Genomic DNA, 24992 nt, shown 5'->3' with positions numbered 1-24992 from the left:
ACGGCGAAAGCCAAAACCAAATTGAGGAAAGTGTATGAACATTGAAAAATTTACGACAAAATTCCAAGAAGCTTTAAGTGAAGCACAATCACTTGCTATCGGAAAAGACAATCAATTTATTGAACCCGTGCATTTATTGACCGCACTGTTAAATCAACAAGGTGGCTCTATTGCGCCAATTTTAACTACAAGTGGCGTAAATGTGGCTTTATTGCGTAATGAATTAAAGACTGAACTAAATAAATTGCCACAGGTTATTGGCAATGGCGGTGATGTACAACTTTCACGCCAGCTCATTAATTTACTCAATCTATGCGATAAATTTGCACAACAAAACCAAGATAAATTTATTTCGAGCGAATTGTTTTTGCTTGCAGCTTTAGAAGAACGAGGATCGCTCAGCGATATTTTGAAAAAGTGCGGTGCGAAAAAAGAGCAAATTTCGCAAGCCATTCAGCAAATTAGAGGGGGACAAAACGTGAATGATCAAAATGCAGAAGAAAGCAGACAAGCATTAGAAAAATATACGATTGATTTAACTGCTCGTGCAGAAAGTGGCAAACTTGATCCTGTCATTGGGCGTGATGAAGAAATTCGTCGAGCCATTCAAGTATTACAACGTCGTACCAAAAACAATCCAGTATTAATCGGTGAGCCAGGTGTGGGCAAAACGGCGATTGTAGAAGGCTTGGCACAACGCATTGTAAATGGTGAAGTGCCAGAAGGTTTGAAAAATAAACGCGTACTTTCATTAGATATGGGGGCGTTGATTGCTGGTGCGAAATATCGTGGTGAATTTGAAGAGCGTTTAAAAGCGGTTCTCAATGAACTGTCGAAAGAAGAAGGTCGCGTTATCCTCTTTATTGATGAAATTCATACTATGGTCGGCGCGGGTAAAACCGATGGTGCGATGGATGCGGGTAACTTATTAAAACCAAGTTTAGCGCGCGGTGAATTGCACTGTGTGGGGGCAACCACGTTAGATGAATATCGTCAATATATCGAAAAAGATGCCGCACTTGAGCGTCGTTTCCAAAAAGTCTTTGTGGACGAGCCTAGTGTAGAAGATACTATTGCGATCTTACGTGGTTTGAAAGAACGTTATGAGATCCATCACCATGTGGATATTACTGACCCGGCAATCGTAGCAGCAGCAACGCTTTCACATCGTTATATTTCCGATCGTCAGTTACCGGATAAAGCGATTGATTTGATCGATGAAGCTGCGTCTAGCATTCGTATGGAAATAGATTCTAAACCTGAACCGCTTGATCGTCTTGAACGTCGTATTATCCAACTAAAATTGGAACAACAGGCGTTACAAAAAGAAGAAGACGAAGCAAGTCGCAAACGTTTAGAAATGTTAGAGAAAGAATTGGCTGAAAAAGAACGTGAATATGCTGAACTTGAAGAAGTGTGGAAATCTGAAAAAGCAGCACTTTCTGGCTCTCAACATATTAAACAAGAATTAGATACTGCAAAAACCGAACTAGAACAAGCTCGCCGTGCGGGTGATTTAGCTAAAATGTCAGAGTTGCAATATGGCCGCATCCCTGCTCTTGAAAAGCAACTCGAGCAAGCTGAAACCAGCGAGGGAAAAGAAATGACGCTTTTACGCTATCGCGTCACAGATGAAGAAATCGCAGAAGTGCTTTCTAAAGCTACAGGCATCCCAGTATCAAAAATGATGGAAGGCGAAAAAGAAAAACTCTTGCGCATGGAAGATGAACTACATAAACGAGTGATTGGCCAAGAAGAAGCGGTTGATGCGGTAGCAAACGCGATTCGTCGTAGCCGCGCTGGTCTTTCTGATCCTAATCGCCCAATTGGTTCTTTCTTGTTCCTAGGGCCAACAGGTGTAGGTAAAACAGAGCTTTGCAAAACTTTGGCTAAATTCTTATTTGATAGTGAAGATGCGATGGTGCGTATCGATATGTCAGAGTTTATGGAAAAACACAGTGTCTCTCGTTTAGTTGGTGCACCTCCAGGTTATGTCGGCTATGAAGAAGGTGGTTACTTAACTGAAGCGGTACGTCGTCGTCCATATTCGGTGATTTTGCTCGATGAAGTGGAAAAAGCCCATATAGATGTGTTCAACATCTTGTTGCAAGTGTTAGATGATGGTCGTTTAACTGACGGGCAAGGTCGTACCGTGGACTTCCGTAATACCGTGGTAATTATGACCTCTAACTTGGGTTCTGATTTAATCCAAGGTAATAAAGACGAAAGCTATAGCGAAATGAAAGCCTTAGTGATGTCTGTAGTAGGCCAACATTTCCGTCCGGAATTTATCAACCGTATTGACGAGACCGTGGTATTCCATCCACTTGGTAAAGAGAATATTCGTGCGATTGCAAGTATCCAATTAGAACGCTTAGCAAAACGTATGGAAACTCGTGGCTATGAATTAGTGTTTACCGACGCTTTATTAGATTTCATTGGTGAAGTGGGTTACGACCCAATTTATGGTGCGCGTCCATTGAAACGTGCAATTCAACAAGAGATCGAAAACAGCTTGGCACAACAAATTCTATCTGGTGCGTTATTACCAGGTAAGGTTGTTACCATTGATTACGCCAACGCTGAAGTTCAAGCGAGACAATAGGTGTTAAAAAAGTGCGGTAAAATTGATCTGCACCCCAAAAGTTGGACTCAACAAACCAACAATTGAGGTGCAGATTTTTTTATGGGTAAACACTACACAATCGAATTTAAATTACAGGCTCTCCAACCTATTTTGAATCGGAAAATGAGTATTAGAGAAGCTGCTCGTTTTTACAATATTCCTTCCAACGCCCTAGTCGGGACATGGTTGAAATGGTTTGAAAAAAGTGGCATAAATGGACTGATTCCCCGTAAACCATCAGGACGACCGCCGATGAAACCCAAATATGCAAAAATGCCATCGCCACCCAAAACTGAAGAAGACTGTTTACGTTTGAGAATTTTACAGCTTGAAGCGGAAGTAGCCTACCTAAAGGAGTTGAGAAGGCTCAGACTTCAGGACGAAGCCGAGCAACGGTAATTATCCAAAGGTTAAGAATACGCTATCCGTTAAAATGGCTTTTAGGCTTTGCACAGTTAGCGCGTAGTACGTTTTTTGCGAAACTTCAGATTAAACCGGATAAGGATGAGTTGTTGAAAAAGACCATTCAACGCATCAAAGCCAATCATCCTGATTATGGCTACCGACGTGTTCATGCCTACTTGCCAGGCGTGAGTCATAAAAAAGTCCAACGTTTAATGCAGGTACTCGGACTTCAAGTGCGGTCAAGAAAAAGCAAGAAATTTACGACCTATCGAGGTACGCTGGGACCTATTGCCCCAAATCGTCTTGAGCGTGATTTTACGGCAACCGGCCCGAATCAAAAGTGGGTGACAGATATCACGGAGTTTAAAGCGAAAGATGGGAGTAAAGTCTATTTATCCCCAATTTTAGACTTATTTAACAATGAGATAGTCTCCTATAACCTCAGTATTCTCCAAACTGGGCGCAAGTAGAGGACATATTAATGCAAGCTGTCAAAGGATTAAACAAAGCTTGTGGTGTTATTTTACATTCAGACCAAGGCTGGCAATATCAAATGGTAGCTTATCGTCGAATTTTAGCTGAACATGGCATCATTCAAAGTATGTCGAGAAAAGGGAATTGCTTGGACAATGCCGCGATGGAAAGTTTCTTTGGGCGATTAAAAACGGAATGTTTTTATGGTCGGGAATTTAAAACAAAAGAAGAGATAGTTGATGCTGTCAGGGATTATTTGGATTACTATAATCACCGACGGATTCAATTAAAATTAAAAGGACTGAGTCCGATACAATATCGAAAACAATCCTTTAAATAACAGTCTAACTTTTTGGGGTCAGATCAATTTTCACCGCACTTTATTTTTGTTTAAAAGACCTTCTGTGCCAATCACAATGAGACTTAACCAAATAGGCACATAAGTAAAATAGTCGCTTGTGGTTATTTGGTTATCCAGCACAAAGACAGCTATTAAAAAAAGCAATATGGGTTCGATATAACTCAATACCGCAAAAATACTGACTGGAATTTGTTGGCTAGATTTTAAGTTGGCTGAAAGCGAAATCGCACTCACAATACCAAGTGCTGGTAGCAATAACCAATAACGATATTCTTGCGTAACTAAAGAAAGTGTATCGCTTTGAGAAAGAATATAAATAAAGCAAGGAATCGAAATTAAAATAATATCCAATGTAATTCCTTGTAGAGCAGGGATTTTCATCCATTTACGGCTTAGATAATAAAATGGATAAACCGTACAAACCCACAAACTTGTCCATGAAAAACTTTGAGTGTGCCATAATTCATGTGCAACACCGCAGGCAGCCAGTAAAAGCGCGATTTTCTGAATAAATGATAAACGTTCTTTTAACCAAGCCCATCCTAAAACAGCCATAATCAGCGGAAAAAGAAAATATCCCATCGCAATATTTATCCCTTCGCCATTTAGCGGTGCCCACATAAAGAGCCAGAATTGACTTCCCGCATCTAATGTCCCCAGTAAAAATAAAATCCAACGCGTCCAACTTTTTCTTAAAGTTATCGTGATAAGAGACAAAAGAGAGCAGCAACCAATAGTCGGGAATAAAATTAAAAGTAACCCAAAGATCATGGTTAACATACGCCACGCAAAAACATCCGTTCCGCTAAGTGGTTGGAGCCATATACTAAATAGATACAATATGCCAAATAAACATTGTGAAAAAATGCACAATAATACGCCTTGAGTGACTACTTTCATATTAGACCTCATCTCATCAATATGATTATTATAAAATCTCAAGACAATAAAAAATCTCAACTTTATTTTTATTGTGATAATATTTTTCTCAATAGTCATATTTTTGAGAAATTATCTTATGCAAACACTGGATAAATTAGATCGTCATATTTTGAATGTATTACAACAAGATGCCATGATTCCGTTAAAAGAACTGTCAGAGAAAGTGAATAGTTCCGTTGCAACCTGTCAACGACGTGTACAAGCATTAACTGATTCGGGCGTTATTACAAAACGTGTTGCAGTCGTTTCTCCAAAAGCGGTTGGGCGTACGATTAGCGTATTTGTCATGGTTGAGATGGATAATCAACACTCTTATTATCAAGAGCAATTTGAACGGAAAATGCGTCAAGAAGACGAAGTGGTGAGCTGTTACGAAATCTCAGGGGACTATGATTTTATGTTGCTACTCCATGCAAAAGATATGGAAAGCTATCACGCATTCACACGTCGAGTATTGACGGGTGAATTTCATGTAAGAACTTATAAAAGTTTATTTGTAATGAATTTTACCAAAGCAGATAGTGGAATTATCTTATAGAACAAGTGCGGTAAATTTTGATCTTCCCCCACAAAGTAGAACTCAATAATTACCGATAAATTCAAGTGAAATTAAAAAAACTGAGTTCAATACAATATCGTCGTCAGTCCTTAAGTAAATAGTCTAATTTTGAAGTTCAAAGAAAATTTACCGCACTTTTTTATGAACCTAAACGCTGACGCACAATTTCAAATAAACATACCCCTGTTGCGACAGATACATTTAATGATGAAACTGAACCAGCCATTGGAATACTAATCAGTTGATCGCAATGTTCACGCGTTAAACGACGCATCCCTTCGCCTTCTGCGCCCATAACAAGTGCTAGTGGCCCGGTCAGTTTGCTTTGATAAATGGTTTCAGTGGCTTCGCCAGCAGTACCAACCACCCAAATATTATGATTTTGCTGTAAATCACGCAGAGTGCGAGAAAGATTGGTTACACGAATTAACGGCACGGTTTCTGCTGCACCACAAGCCACTTTACGCGCGATAGATGTTAATTGTGCTGATTTATCTTTTGGTACGATCACTGCCACTGCGCCAGCCGCATCAGCTGTTCGTAAACATGCTCCCAAGTTGTGTGGATCCGTCACGCCATCCAAAACTAATAAAAGCGGATTTTGTTTATTCGCAAGAATTTCATCAAGATCATTTTCATTAAGTTCTTTTGCTGCTTGCACTCGAGCGATGATACCTTGATGAACCTCACCATCAGCTTTTTTATCGAGTGTTTGTCGATTAACGAATTGCACACCAATTCCTAGTGAATAAAGCTCGTTTAAGAGTGGCTGTAAACGTTTATCTTCACGGCCTTTAAGTACGAAGACTTCAATTAAACGTTCTGGTGAATGAGTTAAAATACTATTAACAGCATGAATGCCGTAGATTTGTTCTGACATAAATTTCTCTTTTTCTTATTTGAATTTTTAATTCATTCTTACAATAGGGAATGAATTATTTGCGTTTTCTAGATGTTTTCTTAGAAACATCTTTCTTTTTTACCGCACTTTTTCGTTTTTTAGATGCTTTAGAGGGTAACTCTTTAAAGACTTTCTTGGCTTTTTCTTTTGCGGTTTTTCCAGCGCGATGAGGTTTACGTTCACTCCCCATCAGCGAGAAATCGACCATTTTATTTTCTAAATGTACCGCTTCAACTTTGATGCGAACTTTATCGCCTAAGCGATATTGCATTCCGCTATTTTCGCCAATTAAACGTTGTTTTGCTGCATCGAATTGGTAATAATCGTTTTCTAAGGTGGAAATATGGACTAAACCATCGATGAATAAGTCATCTAAGCGTACAAATAAACCAAATCCAGTCACAGATGAAATAACACCGCTAAATTCACCACCAACATGATCTTGCATATATTCGCATTTCAGCCAATCTGCCACTTCACGAGTTGCGTCGTCAGCACGGCGTTCGGTCATTGAACAATGATTGCCAAGTAAATCTATTTCATCAAAAGAGTAATGATAACCGCCAGTATCAGTTGTTTTACGTTTTGCGCCTTGTTCTTTAGCGAGTAAATATTTGATGCCTTGATGAAGTGTTAAGTCTGGATAACGGCGAATTGGCGAAGTAAAGTGTGCATACTCTTCCAAAGCCAAACCAAAGTGCCCGATATTATCAGCGTGATAGACAGCTTGGCTTAAAGAACGGAGCAACATTGTTTGAATAAGTTCATGATCTGGTCGTTCTTTAACTTTTTCTAAGAGCGCAGCATAGTCTTTTGTAGTTGGTTTTAAGCCACCTTCTAAAGTTAAACCAAACTCACTTAAGAAAGTGCGGAAAGATGTTAATTTTTCTTCGCTCGGGGTGGCATGAATACGATATAACGCAGGCTCTTTATGTTTTTCCATAAAATTAGCAGCTGCGATATTCGCAAGAATCATACATTCCTCAATGATTTTGTGAGCATCATTTCGAACAACGGGTTCAATACGCTCAATTCTTCCCATTGCATTGAAAATAAACTTAGTTTCAATGGTTTCAAAATCGATGGCACCACGTTGTTTTCGGGCATTGAGTAATGCTTTATAGAGATGATGCAATTCTTCTAAATGTGGAATAAGTCCTTGATAACGAGCACGTAATTCTTCATCGCCTTCAAGCATTTTTGCTACTTTGGTATAAGTGAGGCGGGCGTGAGAATTCATCACTGCTTCATAAAAACGATAATCTGTGAGCTTACCTTTGGCAGAAATTTGCATCTCACACACCATACACAAACGATCTACTTGAGGATTAAGAGAGCATAAGCCGTTGGATAAAATTTCAGGTAGCATTGGTACAACTCGGTTCGGGAAATAGACTGAGTTACCACGATTATACGCTTCTATATCCAAAGCAGAACGTAAACGTACGTAATAACTGACATCCGCAATCGCTACCCAAAGTTTCCAGCCTTTGCCATGTTTTTCACAATAAACAGCATCATCAAAATCCCGCGCATCTTCGCCATCAATGGTCACAAGCGGTAAATGACGTAAATCCACACGACCTTTTTTGGCTTCTTCTGGGACTTCTTCAGTGAATTTTTTTACGTATTTTTCCACCGCACTTGGAAACTTATGGGGAATATCGTGGTTACGCAAGGCGATTTCCACTTCCATTCCTTTCGCCATATTATCGCCTAGGATTTCAGTAATCACGCCAATTGGCTGGTTAAAACTAGCAGAGCGTTCTTGCAATTCGACAACCACAACTTGCCCCATTCGTGCGCCATTACGATGTTCATTTGGCACGAGAATATCACGACCAATTCTGCTGTCATCAGGCACCACATAGCTAAAACCGTTTTCTAAGAAAAACCGACCCACAATTTGTTTTTTACGGCTTTCTAATACGCGCACAATTCGCACTTCACGGCGACCACGACGATCTAATCCAGCAGGTTGCGCTAAGACAAAATCTCCATGCATGACTCTTTGCATTTGATGGTTTGGAATGAATAAATCATCTTTTTTGCCATCGACCTGTAAAAAACCGAAACCTTCGCGATGACCAATTACCGTGCCTTTAAATAAATCTAATTTTTCTGGTAAGGCATAGCGTTTACGTTTGGTGAACACTAATTGTCCGTCATTTTCCATCGCGCGTAATCGGCGACGCATCGCTTCTATTTGATCTTCATTTCGAATGGAAAGTGCGGTCAAAATTTCATCCCGATTCATCGGCGCATTATTGTCTCGAATAACGCTTAAAATAAATTCACGGCTCGGAATTGGATTACCGTATTTTTCCAATTCTCGTTGGTAATTTGGATCTTGGTTGATTAAGTCTTTACGTTTTTTTGTCATTATTTTTTACAGTTTTAAAAAGTGCAGAGAGTTTGACACTGTAAGGGGGATAATGCAAGATGGGGATAAAATTATCACTGTATATTCTAAGGATATTTTAAAATACAAATAAATCTTTTAGTAATTAAATTGATTTGTAAGTCTTGTTTGCTATAAAATTGAAGCAATGATTGATTTATTACGAGGTTATTTACTATGTATGCTATTGCTTTTGATCTAGATACCGCAACACTTAAAGCACTATATGCTACCGAGAGTTGGCAAAATGCTTATGGCGATGTAAAAAGAACACTTGAAAGTTTAGGGTTTGATCACCAACAAGGAAGTGTTTATTTTGGCAATTCTGAAATGACAGCTGTTAAATGCGTTTTAGCCGCACAAAAATTATCGCAAACCTATTCTTGGTTTAAACCTTCTGTTTCAGATATTAGAATGTTAAGAATTGAAGAACTTAACGATCTTTCCCCAGCACTATAATAGTGATGATTTTTTATAGCCTCTAATTCTAATATAGATTAGAATTAGAGGCTTTTACCTGCTATTAAGTGGCTATTTATGCGTTCACAATGACTACTAAAATCAATTAATTTTAAAATAATACCTTTCTTTTTATTTTCTGTTAGAATGACTGCTCTCAATTATTTTCTTGACAAAGGAGCAAAACAATGAAAATCATTAAGCAAGCAAGCAAGCAAGCAAGCAAGCAAGCAAGCAAGCAAGCAAGCAAGCAAGCAAGCAAGCAAGCAAGCAAGCAAGCAAGCAAAATAGTCTAACCCGCCTTTCTTTAATCAGTCTACTTATTTCCACTTCTTTTTATTCTATTCCATCTTTTGCCGTTGATCCAAAATGGACACCTGAGTATGGGACTGCTCCCAGTAATGTTATTTGGGGAATAGCTTTGGGGGATGACAGTAAAGTGTTCAATCCTGAAAATGGCAAATCTCACGGAGCTGCCGCCATCGGTGGAAATTCTCAAGCAAAAAACTTGGGATCTTTAGCGGTGGGTTATGAGGCACAAGCAGGTTTGGGCGATAAGGGCGGGAATTTCAGTACCGCTATTGGTGCAAAAACCAAAGCACCCAAAGGCGGGGTTGCACTTGGCTTCAGTGCAGAAGCTGAAGGAGAAAACTCTCTTGCCATCGGTTCTGCCGCAAAAAGTAAGGACGGATACGGTGCAACCGCTTTCGGTACAGGAAGCCGTGTAGAAAAACTGGAAAAAGGTAAAAAGAATACTATTCAAGGACAAGACAACAAAAGCATTGAAGTGGATGAAAATGGTAAAGCAACCAAAATTAATATTAAACGTGAAAATGAACAATCTTTAATCGAAAAGCAGGGTGAAACCTATGGGGCAATAGCTTTTGGTTTGAAAGCATCTTCGCATAACTTGTTCGGCACAGCCTTGGGCGCATTTTCTACGGTTGCTGCAATTGAAGGTACTGCAATTGGCGGAGGCAGTCAGGTAACTGGTTATCGTGGTTCTGCTTTTGGTATGCACAGCAAGGCAGAAGCAGAAAAAAGTTTGGCTTTAGGTTATGGAAGCGAAGCAACCGCTGATAACTCCGTTGCTTTGGGCGCAAATTCACTTGCTAACCGTCCTAACACCGTTTCTGTAGGCGATGGTAATTATAATCTTTATCGTCAAATTACTAATGTCGCCGATGGTACAGAAGATTATGATGCAGTGAATGTTCGTCAGTTAAATGCGGTAGAAACTAAAATTGGTCAAGTGAATAATCAATTTGCTCAAGTTGATAATAAATTCACTCAAGTCAATAACCATTTAGATAATACAGACAATAAACTGGGTCAAATTGATAGCCAATTTACTCACGTAAATACGCGTTTAAATCGAACAGATTTACGTATTAACCGAGTTGGCGCAAGTGCTGCTGCGCTGGCTTCATTAAAACCTGCACAATTAGGCGAAGATGATAAATTTGCGTTGTCTTTAGGCGTGGGAAGCTATAAAAATGCACAAGCGATGGCAATGGGTGCAGTGTTTAAGCCTGCTGAAAATGTGTTGCTTAATGTAGCGGGTAGTTTTTCTGGTTCGGAAAAAACTTTTGGTGCAGGTGTTTCTTGGAAATTCGGTAACAAATCCAAACCTGCAGTTTCAACACAAAGTGCGGTCAATTCTGCGGAAGTTTTACAATTGCGACAAGAGATGTTAGCAATGCAAAAAGAATTGGCTGAATTGAAAAAAGCATTAAGAAAATAATCTTTAAACTAAGTGATTAAGGGCGTGATGTACGCCCTTTTTTATTTATCTATTTATTTAAATATTGTAGATATTCAAATGGGTTATAGTTAACCTTTTGGGGAAGAATAAAATCTGCACTCGTGATAAGTGCAGATAGAAAGTGAATTAAGCCGATTTTTTGGTAAAGCCAATATAGGCGCAGAATATAAATCCAAGAACTAAAGCATAAGGCGTGAATTCACCAATGCCAGAGCCAGAAGCTGCAAGGCTTAAACGATGCGCAGCAGCTGCACCTAAAAGCATACCAAGCACAAAAATAGCGGAGTCATTATCGCCTTCACCAAGATGAACTAAATGTTTGCCAGGACAACCACCGCCAAGGGCGAAGCATAATCCGCAAAGTGCCATGCCGAGGAAGTTCCAAAGATATTGATTATGTGCACCAGGTTGTTGTTCAAACCCTAAATGGAATTGACCAAGTAAAGCATTGGTAATTGCGGCAAATACCACTAAAGCGATGACACCGTTCAATAACGAAGAATCACGGAATAGAATAAAATTACGGAATGCGCCAATTGAGCAGAAACGTGATTTTTGCATTAATACGCCTATGATTAGCCCGCCTGCTAAAGATAATGCCCAAAATGCATGTTGTGTGCCAGGGCCTTTTTGTGAGAAATAAAGCGGTAAACCTTCGCCAAAACTAAATTGTGTAATAACGCCAATAAGTAATAAACCCGCGATAATGACAGAAATCCATCCACTGATGGGGGCTTGTTCTTTTGCTTTACCGAGAGAAAATCCTCGATTGCTAAAGAAAATTCCACCTAGTACACCGACAAATAAACCGACAATCCCTGCAATCGCAGATAAATCGCCACCACCTAAACGCAAATATGCCCGCCATGGACAACCTAAGAATGTTAGGGCACCAATCATGGCAAATACCCCTAAAATTAAGCGAATGAATGGTGATGAACCACCACGAGCACGGAATTCTTTTGCAAATAACGCACTCACTAACGCACCGAATATTAATCCGATGAGTTCGGGGCGGATGTATTGAAGTGGAGCGGCTTGATGTAAGCCAATGGAACCAGCTGTATCGCGTAAGAAACAGGCGGCGCAGAATCCCATGTTGCCAGGATTTCCGCTATAAGTAAGTAGTGGAGCGATGATACCAAGTGCAGCACCTGCAACCACAGGCCATTTTGATCCTTTCATAATGAAACCCTTGTGATATCTAAAGTTAAACTAAATTGTGTACTCTCGAATACTCGAAAAGCACGTTCATTTTAATCTAAGAAGTTAAATGGTAAAGAATGATTTGATGAAAAGATGAGATAAATCAAAAATTTGCTACGAAAAAAGTGCGGTAAAAATTTTATTGATTTCCGTAATAAAAATAAAAGATCTATACTAACCGCATTCATTTTTTACTCGGAAGATACTATGACAGAACGTTCAGCCAATATCATTACCCACGATCCTTTTGGTAGCTTGCTTGGATATGCGCCTGGTGGCGTGGCAATTTATTCCTCTGATTACAATACTGCAGATGATAAAGAGTTCCCGAATGATGCCGCATTTCGGAGTTATCTAGGGCGAGAATATATGGGCTATAAATGGCAGTGTGTGGAATTTGCACGTCGTTATTTATATCTCAATCATGGCGTTGTGTTTGCCGATGTCGGTATGGCGTACGAGATTTTTTCTTTACGTTTTTTACGCCAAGTGGTGAACGATACCTTGTTACCCTTGCAGGCATTTGCTAATGGTTGCAAACGAAAACCTCAAGCAGGTTCCCTATTAATTTGGCAAGAAGGGGGTGAATTTAAACACACGGGGCATGTAGCAATTATCACCGAGGTGTTGCCTGATAGCGTCCGAATCGCCGAGCAAAATGTGATTCATTCCCGCTTGCCAAGTGGTCAGCAATGGACGCGTGAATTGCCGATGATTGTTTCAGAACAAGGTTATTTTCTACAAGATACTTTTGATGATACTAAAATTCTTGGTTGGATGATTCAAACAAACGATACTGAATTTTCAGAACCCCAACCTTTCCCAAAATCAACCGCATTTCGATTACAAGCTCATCATGTTGACAATCACGGTCAATTTAGTGGGAAATGGTTAAATGAAAATGAACCATTTGATATGGCTTATATTAAGGCGATGGGCGGGCATAAAGTGAGCCATTCTGATCAATATCGCTATTTTGCTATGTCTGAAAGTGCTCAACAGGAATTAATTCACGCTACTAATGAACTGCATTTAATGTATCTGCATGCGACAGACAAAGTACTTAAAGATGATAATCTGTTGCAGTATTTTAATATTCCGAAGCTCCTTTGGCCACGCTTAAGACTTTCTTGGCAAAATCGCCGTTATCAAACGATTACTGGTCGTTTAGATTTTTGTATGAGTGAACGAGGTTTGAAAGTTTATGAATATAATGCAGACTCAGCCTCTTGCCATGCTGAAGCTGGCGATATTATGAATCGTTGGGCAAAACAAGCTGGTGGCGTATTGGGGGAAAATCCGTCTGATGGTTTGCGTAATGCGTTAGCTGATTGTTGGCAACATAGTCAAGCCTCAAAATTAGTTCATATTCTGCAAGATCATGATGATGAAGAAGATTATCATGCCATGTTTATGCAACAAGCATTGGTACAAGCAGGGTTCCAAGCCAAAATTATTCATGGCACGGAAGGTTTACATTGGGATAATCGTGGTCGTCTGATTGATGATGAAAATAACCAAGTTCAAACTGTTTGGAAAACCTGGGCATGGGAAACCATGCTGGAACAACTTCGTGAAGATGCAACAGGAATGGAAGTGGCTCCGCCTATTCGTACAGGTTATCCTGAAGATAAAGTGCGGTTAATTGATGTACTACTTCGCCCAGAAGTGTTGGTTTATGAACCGCTTTGGACGGCAATTCCAAGCAATAAGGCGATTTTGCCTGTGCTTTGGTCTTTATTCCCTAATCATCGTTATTTGTTAGAGGCAAGTTTTCATCTCACACCAAACTTAATCCAAAATGGCTACGCACAAAAACCAATTGCAGGTCGTCGGGGAGATAATGTTAAACTTATTGGCGAAAATAATGCCACTTTAGGTGTTACAGAGGGTAAATTTGGCAAACAAGAAAACATTTATCAACAACTTTGGTGTTTACCACAAGTGGAAGATCAATATTTGCAAGTTTGTACTTTTACTGTTGGAGGACATTATGGCGGCACTTGCCTACGTTCTGATTCGAGTCGAGTGATTGTAGGCAATAGTGATATGCAACCCTTGAGAGTGTTGAAAGATAAATAAAACACTTTGTGATATTAAGAATGGGTTTTACGCAATGCCTTTCCAATTAAAATACTTACAACTAACATCACTAAAGTCGGAACCAACCAAGCCATTCCTTCAGATGAAAGAGGGAAGTGTTCCAATAATGAATTAATGCTTTCTGGTAACATTTTAACGTTATTTAAGCTGTCACATAAACTAAAACAAACAGTTACGATTAATGTGCTGTTGTATGTAAATTTTATTGATGGAAGTTTTTTGCGTAAGAATTGCAATAATACAAGCACAATAGCTACTGGATAAATTAATAACAAAGCTGGGATCGTTATGCGAAGTAGATCCGTTAAACCATATTGTGAAACAGTGATTGTCATTGCGGTAAAAAGTGCGGCCCAGAATGGGTAAGAAAAACGCACAGAGAATTTTGAAAAATAATCAGCTGCGGCACTCGTTACACCAACAAGTGTTGTTAAGCTTGCTAATATAATGATACCTGCCATAATCCAAGTGCCAGCAGAACCAAATAATACATTTACATAACGAGAGAAAATTTGTCCGCCATTAGTTGCACCTTCTGCAACTGCAGCACTAGTCGCGCCTAGATAGAAAAGCGAAAAATATAAACCCGCAAGTAAGATGACTGAAACAAATCCAGCTGAGATAGTGTATTTCACGATATCTTTGGGTTGAGTTACATTTTTTGCTGCAAGTGCGCGAGCGACGATTCCACCGAAAGCAATAGCTGCGAGTACGTCCATGGTTTGATAACCACTGGTTAAGCCGATTAATAAAGAATGGCCATTTTCATAAGCTTTACTTGGTGTTTGAATTTCAGATAAAGGTGAAATGAAGACAGTGACGGCTACAGCCACTAATAACACAAGCAATGCTGGTGTCATAAATTTACCCACGCTTGAAATGATCGTATTTGGGCGAATCATAAAGACCATCGCGATTAAGTTGAAAATGAGTGAAAAGAGGAAACGAACACTAGCATTATCTTCCGCTAATCCTAATGGCAACCACGCCATTTCATAAGCAACATTTGTGATGCGTGGCATAGCAAAGGTAGAGCCAATGGTTAAATAAAGTATAACGAGAAAACCTGTGCCCGCCCATTTTGGTAAATCTTTAGTAAGTTCTTCGCCACGACCTAAAATTGCCACCACAACAAGCGTGATAAATGGCATTAAAACACCAGTTAAGACAAATCCTAAGGACGCACTCATCCAATGTTGTCCAGCTGAGAATCCTTCCATTGGAGGAAAAATGATGTTGCCTGCACCTAAAAATAAGGCGAAGATCATCATTCCTAAAATGATAATATCTTTACGTGAAAACATAATTTTTGACTCTAAAAATAAAAAGGCCTGCATTCTACTACAAAGTGTAGAAAATCCCTATTCTGTAAAACTAAAAATGTGAATTTCGTCACAATATGAAGAATCTTATCGACAATTCGATAAAAATCCCTGCAAAATCCACCGCTCTTTTCCCTTTGAGGGCAAAAATATGCTAGGATTCAGCCTTTGTTAATTTTTTGTTATTTATTTTTGGAAGGAGTTTGCGTGGTACAACTGATTCAACGCTTTTTAAAATTAGAATCCGCTGGTGGTATTTTGTTGCTTTTTTCTGCTGCAGTAGCGATGTTGCTGGCTAATTCGCCATTGAGCAATCAATATAATGATTTTTTGAATTTGCCAGTCAGTTTGCAAATTGGCAGTTTCTCTATTAATAAAACCTTAATCCATTGGATTAACGATGGTTTTATGGCGGTGTTTTTTGTGTTAGTGGGAATGGAAGTTAAAAAAGAATTATTCGAAGGCGCGCTTTCTTCCTACCAACAAGCTATTTTCCCTGCTATTGCTGCGGTGGGTGGAATGATTGTGCCCGCATCGGTTTATTGGTTTATTGCAAAACAGGATCCTAGCCTTGCAAACGGCTGGGCTATTCCTATGGCGACTGATATCGCTTTTGCGCTTGGCATTATGGCATTATTGAGTAAGCAAGTACCATTGCCTCTCAAGATTTTTTTACTCGCACTCGCTATTATTGATGACTTAGGCGCAATTGTTGTAATTGCGCTGTTCTTCTCTCATGAATTAAGTGTACAGGCTCTAATTTTCTCAGGTATTTCTATTTTAACTTTGGTTTTATTAAACCGCTTTAGAGTTAGCGCGCTTTGTGCCTATATGGTGGTTGGAGCAATTTTATGGGCTTCTGTTTTAAAATCTGGTGTTCATGCGACGTTGGCTGGCGTGATTATTGGTTTTTGCATTCCATTAAAAGGTAAAAAAGGTGAACGACCATTACACGATTTTGAGCACATTCTAGCGCCTTGGTCGTCCTTCGTTATTTTACCACTCTTTGCTTTTGCCAATGCGGGCGTTAGTTTTGACGGTATTGATGTAAGTATGATTTCGTCGCCATTATTATTGGCTATCGCGTGCGGTTTAATTATAGGTAAACCAGTCGGTGTTTTCGGATTTAGTTATATTTCCGTTAAGTTGGGATTAGCTAAATTACCAGATGGGATCAATTTTAAACAAATTTTTGCGGTCGCAGTTTTATGTGGAATCGGTTTTACGATGTCAATGTTCTTAGCAAGCCTTGCTTTTGATGCGGATGCTGGAGAAAGTGTTAATACGCTTTCTCGTTTAGGTATTTTACTTGGTTCAACGGTTTCAGCAACGCTTGGATATTTATTCTTAAAACAAACGACCAAAATAAGTTAATTCTTCATAAAATTTGCGAAAAAATTGCACTGCAAAGAGAATCATTTCTATTGCAGTGCAGGTATTGAATAAACCTCTCACAATTAACGAACACACAAGAAAATATGTGCTGTTATTTGTTCGTGATTACCACTTCCAGCCCACGCCACCTGATGTACCAATATCGCCTCGAGAATTGATGGAGGCATTGAATTTCACCACTACTTTCCCTTTTTTCAAGGCAGTAGAATAGCCTGCAGCCACTGCACTTTCCCCTTTAAATGAACCCACTCCCAAACCAAAAATTGACTCGCCTGCAGCTTGTACGGTTGGCACACCTGCCATTGCATTACTGCCTGCAATACCACTACGATATTCGGCTGTCATTTTATTCAAGCGTTTATCTAATTGACGGAACTGATTATCGACTTTTTCAAATTGAGTTTGGTGCTCCATTAATTTTGTGTTTACTTGATTTATTTCTACTTGATGACGATTTACATTGGTTTCTACCGTATTTAATCTATTATTTTGTGATTGGAGCTGCTCTTTTTGAGAATCTAATTGAGAGGTATGTTTCTCTAATTTTGTATTCACGTCATTGAATTGACGAGCAGTCTCCACACCACCTGATGCTACTTTATCTTCTATCGCTTTTAATTGAGCTACGTTTACTGCATCGGTGTCTTTTGTCCCTGCTGCAAGGTTGTTTAACTGGCGAGTAATGCCTTCTTTTTCATTACCAAGGGAAACTGCCGCAGCAGTAGAGAGCCAAGTACTAATCTCTTTACGTTTTTCTTTCAGTTCGGTTTGTTTGGTTTCATAGTTTGCTTTGGCTACATCACGTTCTGCTTTAGCGGTAGCACGATGTTCATCGCTTGCTTGTTCATAAGCCTTGTCTTTGGTTTTATATTCTTCTTCTGCATCATTTAGTGTAACCAACAATTGTTGTTCAGCTTTTTTAAATGTATCTATTTTATTTTTTATTTCTGAATTTGCTTCTAAGCCATAACCTATTTGTAATTTATCAACATTCGACACTGAGTTGCTTCCTAATGCTACGCCAGTTGAAACACTAACAGATGCAAAATCACCCAATGCAATCCCTCCAATAGCATTTTTAGCTTTAGCTTGAGAACCTACTACAATAGCAGCTCTTGAATTTTCAACGCTAGCAAATTCCCCTCCGACAAAACTACCATTTGAATTTTTAGAGATTGTATTTACACCTAGCGCAACGCCATTCACTGAATTTTCAATTTTAGAGTTAGAGCCAATAGATAAAGCATAAATAGAATTATTAATGGTTGATTTAAGACCGATTCCTATACTTCCATCGGAATCAGTAACATTAGATTTAGAGCCTAAAGCAACACTATTTTCGGAATTTTCTATTTCAGATCTTGCTCCAGCAGCTAAAGCATAATTAGAATACTTAACGCTTGAGTCGTGACCAATACCTATACCTTCCTCCGAATTAATTATCTTAGAGCCAGAACCAACAGTAACTGAATTATTAGAAGATGTTATTTTTGTAAATGCCCCTCCAGCAAAACTATTTTCTGAATTTTCAGTACTAGCTGTTGTCCCTACTGCGACACTGTTTTTAGAATTATTTACTTTAGAGAATGCCCCGCTAACAAAACTACCACTTGAATTTTCAGCACTTGCTTTAACCCCTAAAGCAACACTGTTTTCAGAATTTTCTATTTTAGATTGTGCACCAGAGGCTAAGCTAAATTTAGAATTATTAACTGTAGAGGCATAACCAGTCGCTATGCCTTGTTCAGATTTAGTTACATTAGAATTAGAACCTGCAGCTATAGACCAACCTGAATCTTTAGTTATTGCAGATGAACCTATAGCAACACTGCTAGTAGATTTCTCTACTTTAGCTTGTATGCCTCCTACAAAACTATTTGCTGATTCTTTAGCTGTTGCTAATGTACCCAATGCAACACTGTTCATTGAGTTTTCTATTTTAGATTGACTTCCTGCAGCTAAGCTAAATTTAGAATCATTAACGGTAGAGGCATAACCTATAGCTATACCTTGTTCAGATTTAGTTACGTTAGACTTGTCACCTACAGCGATAGACCAACCTGAATTATTAGTTGTAGCAGACGAACCTAAGGCCACACTGTTAGTAGACTTCTCTACTTTAGCCTGTATGCCTCCTACAAAACTATTTGCTGATTCTTTAGCTGTTGCTAATGCACCCAATGCGACACTGCTCTTAGAATTTTCTACTTTAGCCTGTATGCCTCCTACAAAACTATTTGCTGATTCTTTAGCTGTTGCTAATGCACCCAATGCGACACTGTTCTCAGAATTTTCTACTTTAGACTGTGCACCTGCGGCTAAGCTAAAGTTAGAATTATTGATATTAGAATAAGCACCTATAGTTGTACTATCGTTAGAATTAACAGATTTAGAAAATGTACCACTAATGAAACTGTTTGCTGAGTTTTCTGCGGTTGCGCTTAGTCCTAAAGCAACGCTCTTATTCGAGTTAGTTGCATTAGCTCCTGCTCCACCAATAAATGTATAGTCTGATTTATTTAAAACAGTATTAATTCCAATAGCAGATGAATAGTTAGAATTTGTAAGAGTCGCATAACTTCCCAGTACATAGGAATGTTCGGATCCTGTAAGCTTAGAGTGCGAACCTATAGCAATACTTCCACCAGAGTTTGTGAGTATTGGACCCGGCGTACCGCCGCCCATTCCATCACCATTTCCTGAACCGTTACCAAATTTAATTAGATCGAAAACGTCTCTGTTCGTCACATCAGTGGCATATCCTAATGGTGTAACTAATAAAATAGATAATAAAGCTGCAACTTTATTTATTTTAAAATCAAGTGTTTTTGATAATCTTGTTTGTTTGTTTGTTTGTTTGTTTGTTTGTTTGTTTGTTTGTTTGTTTGTTTGTGATGACATAGTTTTATCCTGCTGATAAGGAAATCGAAATGTCTTTTTAGTTTACGCCTAATGTATTTAAAATACGACCACTTTTTGATCTTTTTCTGAACATTTTTCCTTTCTAATCTTTTCTTCAACAACAATCTACAATCAAAACGACAATTTTCGGTGAAATTAATAAATAAAGGCACGTGAGGAAAACGTGCCTTAGTCTAGATCAGGATTTAAAAAGCGAGTTTATTCCCACTCAATAGTCGCTGGCGGTTTCCCGCTAATGTCATATACGACGCGGGAAATGCCATTCACTTCATTGATGATGCGGTTAGACACTTTGCCTAATAAATCATAAGGTAAATGAGCCCAATGTGCGGTCATAAAATCAATGGTTTCTACCGCGCGTAGGGAAATAACCCAATCGTATTTACGGCCATCGCCCATCACACCTACAGATTTCACTGGTAAGAATACGCTGAAGGCTTGGCTGGTTTTTTCATACCAACCGCTATTGCGTAATTCTTCGATAAAGATTGCATCCGCACGGCGTAATAAATCGCAGTATTCTTTTTTCACTTCGCCTAATACACGGACGCCTAAACCTGGGCCAGGGAATGGGTGGCGGTTGATCATTTCAGCCGGTAAGCCTAATGCCAAACCGATTTTACGTACTTCATCTTTGAATAATTCGCGTAGCGGTTCCACTAAGCCGAGTTTCATATAGTCTGGTAAGCCACCTACATTGTGGTGTGATTTAATTACGTGGGCTTTGCCTGTCTTGCTTGCTGCAGATTCGATCACATCAGGGTAAATCGTACCTTGTGCCAACCATTTCACATTAGTGAGTTTTTTCGATTCATCATCAAATATATCAACAAATACTTTACCGATAATTTTACGTTTCGCTTCAGGATCAGATACGCCTGCAAGTTCACCTAAGAAACGGCTTTCAGCATCAACACGAGTGATGTTTAAACCGAATTTATCGCCAAACATTTCCATGACTTGATCGCCTTCGTGTAAGCGAAGCAAACCGTTATCCACAAATACGCAGTGTAAGTTTTTGCCGATAGCACGGTGTAAAAGTAATGCAACAACAGAAGAGTCCACACCACCAGATAAGCCTAAAATCACTTCATCATCGCCTACTTGCTCTTTAATACGAGCAACGGCATCTTCGATAATGTTTTCTGCTGTCCATTTAGTTTCGCAACCACAGATGTTTACTACGAAGTTGGTTAATAATTCCAAGCCTTTTTTAGTATGCGTTACTTCAGGGTGGAACTGCACACCGTAGAAACGACGGCTTTCGTCTGACATTGCTGCGATAGGGCAGGTTAGCGTTGTGCCAGTTACTTTGAAGTTTTCTGGTAAGCGCGTTACCTTATCGCCGTGGCTCATCCAAACGTCTAATTTTGGCTCAGAAGCGGTTAAATTATCGTTAAGATTTGCAAAAAGTGCGGTTGAATTTTCAAGAGAAACGGAAGCATAGCCGAACTCTCTGTGATCAGATGTTTCGGTTAAGCCGCCAAGTTGCATTGCCATCGTTTGCATTCCATAGCAAACGCCGAGCACTGGAACGCCTGCGTTAAACACATATTCAGGCGCACGCGGGCTATTTTCTTCAGTTGTGCTTTCAGGGCCACCAGAAAGAATGATACCCGTTGGAGCAAATTCACGGATTTGTTGTTCGGTTACATCCCAAGCCCAAAGTTCGCAGTACACACCGATTTCACGCACACGACGCGCAATCAGTTGAGTATATTGTGAACCGAAGTCGAGGATCAGGATTTTGTGATTGTGGATGTTTGTCATTTTTTGCCTTATGTTAATTTTGTTTTGTCATATTGATGTAAGTTCCACCGTGTCCATCGCTGATATATTTAATGTGAAATATTTCAGTTTTATCACAGCCTTTTACTGTCCAAGTTTCATTCACTAAATCTACAGTGGAAGTTTTGTTGTTTAGTTTTACATCATCGATCTGAGTGTGAATTTGTTTAGGCGTACAATTATGGATTGCTCTGAAAAATAGGTTTATGTTACTTGCCGTATCATATTTTAGTAAATCGTCTGCGGTTGTTTCCCCAGTATAAGTCGGGCCGAGTAATGTGCAGGCTGATAGAATAAATGGAATCAGTAATATAAATTTCTTCATTATAGTTCCTTTTATTGCATGAAACAGTTCAAAAGAGCGGGCAAATTTAACCGCTCTTTTATTCATTGTTAGCCCATCCGATAGTTTGGTGCTTCTTTAGTAATCGTTACATCGTGAACGTGGCTTTCTTTAATACCCGCACCACTGATGCGGACGAATTCTGCTTTTGTGCGTAATTCTTCGATGGTTGCGCAGCCAGTTAAGCCCATGCAAGAACGCAAGCCCCCCATTTGTTGGTGGATGATTTCTTTTAAGTAACCTTTGTATGGAATACGGCCTTCGATACCTTCTGGTACGAGCTTGTCCGCTGCGTTATCAGATTGGAAGTAACGGTCTGATGAGCCTTTCGCCATGGCACCTAATGAGCCCATACCACGGTAAGATTTAAATGCACGACCTTGATAAAGTTCGATTTCACCTGGTGCTTCTTCAGTACCAGCAAACATAGAACCAACCATTACACAGCTTGCGCCTGCAGCGATGGCTTTTGCAATATCGCCAGAGAAACGGATACCACCGTCAGCGATAACAGGAATACCACGATCTTTTAATGCCGCAGCAGCATCTGCGATAGCGGTGATTTGTGGAACACCTACACCGGTTACGATACGAGTAGTACAAATAGAACCAGGACCAATACCTACTTTCACTGCGCTTGCACCTGCGTCTGCCAATGCGATTGCGCCTTCAGCCGTTGCTACGTTACCCGCAACGATAGGTAAGTTTGGATATTTTGCTCGAGTTTCACGAACGCGTTGTAATACGCCTTCAGAATGACCGTGTGAAGAGTCGATTAACAATACATCTACGCCAGCTTTTACTAATGCATCAATACGTTCTTCGTTACCAGGACCTGCACCTACAGCGGCACCCACGCGTAAACGACCGAATTCATCTTTACATGCATTTGGTTTTTGTTCCGCTTTTTGGAAGTCTTTAACGGTAATCATACCTTTAAGTTTGAAACTATCATTAACCACTAATACTTTTTCAACACGGTGTTGATGCATTAATTCCAAAATTTCTTCGCGACTCGTCCCTTCTTTTACTGTTACCAAGTCTTCTTTTTTCGTCATTACTTGTGAAACAGTTTTGCTCAAATCTTTTACGAAACGGGTGTCGCGTCCAGTAATGATACCAATTAGGTTATTTTCACTATCGACAACAGGGTAGCCAGCAAAGCCGTTTTTCTTCACCATTTCAGCAAGTTCGGCAAGCGTTAAATTTGGTGAAACAGTTACTGGTTCGGAAACGATACCACTTTCGAATTTTTTCACTTTACGAACACGGTCCGCTTGGCGTTCAATGGTCATATTTTTATGAATAAAGCCGATGCCACCTTCTTGCGCTAAAGAGATCGCAAGTTTGGTTTCAGTTACGGTATCCATTGCTGCTGAAAGCATTGGGATATTTAAGCGAATTTCTTTAGTGAGTTTGGTTGAAAGATTGGCTGTATTTGGAAGCACTGTTGAATGTGCTGGGACGAGTAGAACATCGTCAAAAGTAAGGGCTTCTTGTTTAATGCGTAGTGACATTGCAATATTCTCGCTAATAAGTTGAAGTTAAAAAATATTGCGGCGGGATTATACAGATTTTACTTAATTTTGAAAACGAAATTTTGGGATTTGTGCTATGATTTTTGCTCTGTTTGTTATAAGGGAAAATGATGAATTTCGCTTTATTGACATATTTAGCTGATTGTCAGCCGAAAGTGCGGTTTGAATTGGAAAAGTTTTCTTTGGATATTGAAGAGGATATTAAACAATTACGTGAGCTAGGCTTGGATATTGTCGTTGATGGCCAAAATTATTGCTTAGTGCCTAGTCTTCCTTTATTAAATCCTCAGCAAATTTCAACCGCACTTTTTCCTTATAGTATCCATTATCAGCCGATTATTTCCTCTACAAATGAATGGATACTACAAAATATTCCTTCCTTAAAAAAAGGCGATCTTTGTGTGGCTGAATATCAAACTGCAGGACGCGGGCGACGTGGACGTCAATGGCTATCGCCTTTTGCTGGGCAAATCATGTTTAGTTTTTATTGGACGTTTGAGCCTAGCAAATCAATTGAGGGTTTAAGTTTAGTCATCGGTTTGGCGATTGCCGAGGTGCTAAATGTGCAAGTGAAATGGCCAAATGATATTTTGTTTGATGGAAGAAAGTTAGGTGGTATTTTAGTTGAAATTGCTAACCATAAAAATGGTATGCTCAATTTAGTGATTGGCGTAGGTATTAATGTGTCGTTGCCAAAACAAACGGAAATTAGTCAGCCCTATGCGGAAGTATGTGAAATAGATCCTGATGTAGAGCGACAAACCTTATTACCCAAACTTATACAACATTTATATACACGTTTAAATATCTTTGAGAAAAATGGTATTAATGCGGAATTTCAACAGGCGTGGAAATCATATAATGCGTTTTCAAATAGTGAAGTAAATGTGCTGACTGAACAAGGCGTTATTTCAGGTATTGAACAAGGCATAGATGAACACGGTTATTTAAAAGTATTATGTGGCAATAAAATCCAGATGTTTAATGGTGGTGAAGTTTCATTGCGTAAGAAATTATAGCGATAAAAATTTGGTCATTCTAACCGCACTTTTGGATGAAATGTTTATATTTCCATCAAAAGATCATTTTTTTAAATATTTTTACAAAAAGTACTTGCAAGGGTTTTGAAAATCCCTATAATGCACCGCACACAACGACGCACTGTTGTGAAGTATTTAAATTTACAAGTGCGTCGTTGTTTTTTGCTCTTTAACAATGTATCAGACAATCTGTGTGGGCACTTGTTGATTGACTTGTTTTAAAAATATTTTTTAATTTTGAAGTCTTAATAGGTGCTTAACTGAAAATTCATCATTACTTTTTTAAGTAGTGTTTTTATTTATAGCTAAGCAGTATATTGAGCGATTGAACTTGAATTGAAGAGTTTGATCATGGCTCAGATTGAACGCTGGCGGCAGGCTTAACACATGCAAGTCGAACGGTAGCAGGAGAAAGCTTGCTTTCTTGCTGACGAGTGGCGGA

17 protein-coding genes, 1 rRNA gene and 2 pseudogenes are annotated in these 24992 nt (G+C 39.3%); 11 read left to right on the top strand and 9 right to left on the bottom strand.

What is annotated here, in order from left to right; translation table 11 throughout:
• The first annotated feature begins 34 nt into the window (after positions 1-34).
• The 4 genes and pseudogenes from clpB to DV424_RS09050 form a co-directional block, all read left to right on the top strand.
• On the top strand, positions 35-2605 hold the full coding sequence (gene clpB / locus DV424_RS01680; RefSeq protein ID WP_118858848.1) for an ATP-dependent chaperone ClpB: 2571 nt from the start codon (positions 35-37) through the stop codon (positions 2603-2605).
• Between the two features lie 81 nt (positions 2606-2686).
• The gene (locus tag DV424_RS01675; protein ID WP_118858847.1) at positions 2687-3025 is read left to right on the top strand and encodes a helix-turn-helix domain-containing protein; all 339 of its coding nucleotides are present in this window, start codon (positions 2687-2689) and stop codon (positions 3023-3025) included.
• A gap of 110 nt (positions 3026-3135) precedes the next feature.
• Positions 3136-3420: pseudogene (locus DV424_RS09080) on the top strand (IS3 family transposase); the annotation flags it as partial.
• A 33-nt stretch (positions 3421-3453) separates the two neighbouring features.
• A pseudogene (locus DV424_RS09050) lies at positions 3454-3845 on the top strand (IS3 family transposase); the annotation flags it as partial.
• Positions 3846-3875: 30 nt separating this feature from the next.
• Here DV424_RS09050 and rarD read toward each other — a convergent pair.
• On the bottom strand, positions 3876-4766 hold the full coding sequence (gene rarD, locus DV424_RS01660; protein ID WP_192880623.1) for an EamA family transporter RarD: 891 nt from the start codon (positions 4764-4766) through the stop codon (positions 3876-3878).
• A gap of 118 nt (positions 4767-4884) precedes the next feature.
• On the opposite strand from rarD, the gene DV424_RS01655 reads away from it, so the two are divergent.
• Positions 4885-5346 carry an Lrp/AsnC family transcriptional regulator gene (locus DV424_RS01655; RefSeq protein WP_005629427.1) on the top strand — a complete coding sequence of 154 codons (462 nt, stop codon included), beginning with the start codon at positions 4885-4887 and terminating at the stop codon, positions 5344-5346.
• A gap of 160 nt (positions 5347-5506) precedes the next feature.
• Here DV424_RS01655 and rlmB read toward each other — a convergent pair whose 3' ends face one another.
• Together rlmB and rnr are read right to left on the bottom strand one after the other, a co-directional pair.
• A complete protein-coding gene (gene rlmB, locus DV424_RS01650) occupies positions 5507-6247 on the bottom strand; it encodes a 23S rRNA (guanosine(2251)-2'-O)-methyltransferase RlmB (RefSeq protein WP_118858843.1) in 741 nt (246 codons plus the stop codon).
• Positions 6248-6302: 55 nt separating this feature from the next.
• Complete coding sequence (rnr, locus tag DV424_RS01645; RefSeq protein WP_118858842.1) at positions 6303-8651, bottom strand: ribonuclease R; 2349 nt, start codon at positions 8649-8651, stop codon at positions 6303-6305.
• Between the two features lie 195 nt (positions 8652-8846).
• On the opposite strand from rnr, the gene DV424_RS01640 reads away from it, so the two are divergent.
• Both DV424_RS01640 and DV424_RS08960 read left to right on the top strand, forming a co-directional pair.
• The gene (locus DV424_RS01640; RefSeq protein ID WP_118781656.1) at positions 8847-9128 is read left to right on the top strand and encodes a virulence factor; all 282 of its coding nucleotides are present in this window, start codon (positions 8847-8849) and stop codon (positions 9126-9128) included.
• A gap of 421 nt (positions 9129-9549) precedes the next feature.
• The gene (locus DV424_RS08960; RefSeq protein WP_239993565.1) at positions 9550-10872 is read left to right on the top strand and encodes a YadA-like family protein; all 1323 of its coding nucleotides are present in this window, start codon (positions 9550-9552) and stop codon (positions 10870-10872) included.
• Between the two features lie 147 nt (positions 10873-11019).
• Here the strand turns inward: DV424_RS08960 and yedE are convergent, their stop codons facing one another.
• Positions 11020-12078: a YedE family putative selenium transporter gene (yedE, locus tag DV424_RS01630; RefSeq protein WP_118858841.1), complete on the bottom strand. Its 1059-nt coding sequence runs from the start codon at positions 12076-12078 to the stop codon at positions 11020-11022.
• Between the two features lie 228 nt (positions 12079-12306).
• On the opposite strand from yedE, the gene gss reads away from it, so the two are divergent.
• Entirely contained in the window at positions 12307-14181 is a 1875-nt protein-coding gene (gene gss, locus DV424_RS01625; protein ID WP_118858840.1) for a bifunctional glutathionylspermidine amidase/synthase, read from the top strand.
• A gap of 14 nt (positions 14182-14195) precedes the next feature.
• On the opposite strand, the gene brnQ is transcribed toward gss, so the two are convergent.
• Positions 14196-15506: a branched-chain amino acid transport system II carrier protein gene (gene brnQ / locus DV424_RS01620; RefSeq protein WP_118859042.1), complete on the bottom strand. Its 1311-nt coding sequence runs from the start codon at positions 15504-15506 to the stop codon at positions 14196-14198.
• A gap of 225 nt (positions 15507-15731) precedes the next feature.
• Here brnQ and nhaA point away from each other — a divergent pair, with 225 nt between their 5' ends.
• On the top strand, positions 15732-16898 hold the full coding sequence (nhaA, locus tag DV424_RS01615) for a Na+/H+ antiporter NhaA (protein WP_192880622.1): 1167 nt from the start codon (positions 15732-15734) through the stop codon (positions 16896-16898).
• 126 nt (positions 16899-17024) lie between these two features.
• Here the strand turns inward: nhaA and DV424_RS01610 are convergent, their stop codons facing one another.
• The 4 genes from DV424_RS01610 to guaB form a co-directional block, all read right to left on the bottom strand.
• Positions 17025-19820: a YadA-like family protein gene (locus DV424_RS01610; protein ID WP_118858839.1), complete on the bottom strand. Its 2796-nt coding sequence runs from the start codon at positions 19818-19820 to the stop codon at positions 17025-17027.
• Between the two features lie 219 nt (positions 19821-20039).
• Positions 20040-21611, bottom strand: coding sequence for a glutamine-hydrolyzing GMP synthase (guaA, locus tag DV424_RS01605; RefSeq protein ID WP_118858838.1), 1572 nt, complete (start codon positions 21609-21611; stop codon positions 20040-20042).
• 13 nt (positions 21612-21624) lie between these two features.
• Entirely contained in the window at positions 21625-21954 is a 330-nt protein-coding gene (locus DV424_RS01600) for a hypothetical protein (protein WP_005635564.1), read from the bottom strand.
• Between the two features lie 68 nt (positions 21955-22022).
• On the bottom strand, positions 22023-23489 hold the full coding sequence (gene guaB / locus DV424_RS01595; protein WP_118858837.1) for an IMP dehydrogenase: 1467 nt from the start codon (positions 23487-23489) through the stop codon (positions 22023-22025).
• A 131-nt stretch (positions 23490-23620) separates the two neighbouring features.
• On the opposite strand from guaB, the gene birA reads away from it, so the two are divergent.
• Together birA and DV424_RS01585 are read left to right on the top strand one after the other, a co-directional pair.
• Positions 23621-24529 (top strand): bifunctional biotin--[acetyl-CoA-carboxylase] ligase/biotin operon repressor BirA, encoded by a 909-nt coding sequence (gene birA, locus DV424_RS01590; RefSeq protein ID WP_192880621.1) that lies wholly within the window; start codon positions 23621-23623, stop codon positions 24527-24529.
• Positions 24530-24883: 354 nt separating this feature from the next.
• Positions 24884-24992: ribosomal RNA gene (locus tag DV424_RS01585) — 16S ribosomal RNA — on the top strand; the annotation flags it as partial.

The sequence above is a fragment of the Haemophilus haemolyticus genome, assembly GCF_003493605.1.
GTDB lineage: Bacteria > Pseudomonadota > Gammaproteobacteria > Enterobacterales > Pasteurellaceae > Haemophilus > Haemophilus haemolyticus_J.
The sequence above is the reverse complement of the archived record's forward strand: the minus strand, read 5'-3'. Positions and strand labels throughout refer to the sequence as shown.